General features: G+C 67.9%; 1 protein-coding gene and 1 pseudogene. Both read right to left on the bottom strand.

Annotation, left to right across the window (positions count from 1 at the left end; translation table 11 throughout):
• Nucleotides 1-1,912, bottom strand: a 1,912-nt coding sequence (locus AB0C25_RS36550; protein ID WP_357379648.1) for an SDR family oxidoreductase, incomplete at its 3' end; no start/stop codon positions are given.
• Nucleotides 1,913-1,918: 6 nt separating this feature from the next.
• A pseudogene (locus AB0C25_RS36545) lies at nucleotides 1,919-2,101 on the bottom strand (hypothetical protein); the annotation flags it as partial.
• Between the last annotated feature and the right edge of the window lie 72 nt (nucleotides 2,102-2,173).

Here is a 2,173-nt window from a genome sequence, read left to right as displayed (position 1 = left end):
CCGGCCCGGCATAGTCCAGAACCTCAGCTACCGCCGTACGAACCAGCGTCAGCACAATCTCCGCGCGGTCGCCCGACGGCATCGCCAACAACCGCTCGACCCAACCGCCGGCGGTGCGCCGCGCGGCACGACGTCCAGAGACCCGGACCAGCGAACGGAACAGGTGCGGGATCTCTCCGGGAGTACGCCGCAGCGCGGCGAGGTCGAGGCGCATCGGTACGACAAGCCCGCCCTGCACCCATCCGGCGTCGAAGAGACGCAGGCCGTCGGTCTCGGTGAGCCCCGCGACGCCTGCGCGGTGAACGTCGCCACCCATGCCGTCGGCCTGCTCCCACAGGCCCCAGGCCAGGGACGTACCGACCAACCCGACCGCGTTGCGCTGCCGGATCAACTCGTCGAGGAAACTGTTCGCCGCCGCGTAGTTCCCCTGCCCGCCACTGCCCAGCACACCCGCCGCCGACGAGAACACCACGAACATGTCCAGGTCTCGACCCACGGTCAGCTCATGCAAGTAATACGCCGCGTCGACCTTCGGCCCGAACACCACGCCCAACCGCTCCGACGACAGCGACGTAACCAACCCATCGTCAAGAACACCCGCGGTATGCACCACCCCACGCAGATCCGCGATCCCCCCAAGAAGCCCAGCGACCGCCTCACGATCCGACACATCACAAGCGGCCACCCGCACAACAGCACCCAACGCCGACAACTCGGCGACCAAACCCTCGGCCCCCGGAGCGTCCAAGCCACGACGACTGGTCAGCACCAAACTCCGCAAACCGTGCTCCACCACCAGATGCCGCGCCAACAACGCACCCAACGCACCCGTACCACCGGTGATCAACACCGTGCCGTCGGCCGGCACCGAAACCGGCGACGCCACCACACGGACCAAACGCGGAGCCAACCAACGCCCATCCCGAAGAACAAGCTCCGGCTCACCGCTACCAAGCGCCACACCCAACAACTCAGACGTCACCGGTGCAGCACCCAAATCCAGCAGCACGAACCGACCCGGGTTCTCCGTCTGCGCCGAACGAACCAAACCCTGCACCGCGGCATCCGCCGGCCCAGAACCAGCCGTCAAGAACACCAACAACGACTCACCAAACCGATCCTCACCAACCCACCGCTGCACCAACGCCAACGCCGCCGCCACAGCCTCACGAGCCGAACGCACCACCCCAACAGCAGAATCAACCAACGACGGCACGACCACCACCGCCGGAACCCGACCATCGAAATCATCATCGACCGTCGTCCAATCCCCATCCCAGATACTCGCAGTGGCGACCTCGGCCCACTCCAGGCCGAACAGCGCGTCCTGAACCGGAGAGAGCCGCGCCGACTCCAGAGGACGCAGCACCAACGACTCAACGGAGAGAACCGGGGCGCCGGCGGCGTCCGAGGCCAGTACCGACACTGCGCCGATTCCGGCCGGGGTGAGCCGCACTCGCAGCACGGAGGCGTCGGTGGCGTACAGGTTCACCCCGCTCCACGCGAACGGCAGCCACGGGCCCGAGCCTGCGGTGTCGACGACACCGCCGAGGGCGATGGCGTGCAGCGCCGCGTCGAACAGCGCCGGGTGCAGACCAAAACCGGTCACCCCGGTGCCGTCGGGCAACTCCACTTCGGCGAAGACCTCGTCACCGGCACGCCACGCCGCCCGAACGCCCTGGAACACCGATCCGTAGCCCAGACCAGCATCAGCCAACACGTCATACAGACCATCGACGTCAAGCGACTCGCCACCGGCCGGCGGCCACACCGTCAGATCAGTCGGGACACCGGTCACCTGCGCCGAGACCGTGCCGTGCGCGTGCCGAGTCCACGAAGCGTCACCGTCCGCCGGACGGGAATAGATCGACACCACCTGCGTGGACTCATCCACGGTCACCCGCAGCACCACCGCGCCCTGCTCCGGCAACACCAACGGCGCCTCGATTGCGAGTTCCTGCAGGGTGCCGTATCCGGCCTGGTCGCCGGCGTGGATCGCGAGTTCGATCAGCGCTGTGCCCGGCACGAGGATCGTGCCGGCGACCCGATGTTCGGCCAGCCAAGGATGCGTCTGGACGGACAGTCGGCCGGTCAGCAGCACGGTGTCGCTGTCGGGCAGGGACACCGCCGCGCCGAGCAACGGGTGGCTGCTCTGGCCCAGACCGAGCCCCGA

The sequence above is a fragment of the Micromonospora sp. NPDC048839 genome (assembly GCF_040649915.1).
Lineage (GTDB): Bacteria > Actinomycetota > Actinomycetes > Mycobacteriales > Micromonosporaceae > Micromonospora.
The sequence above is the reverse complement of the archived record's forward strand: the minus strand, read 5'-3'. Positions and strand labels throughout refer to the sequence as shown.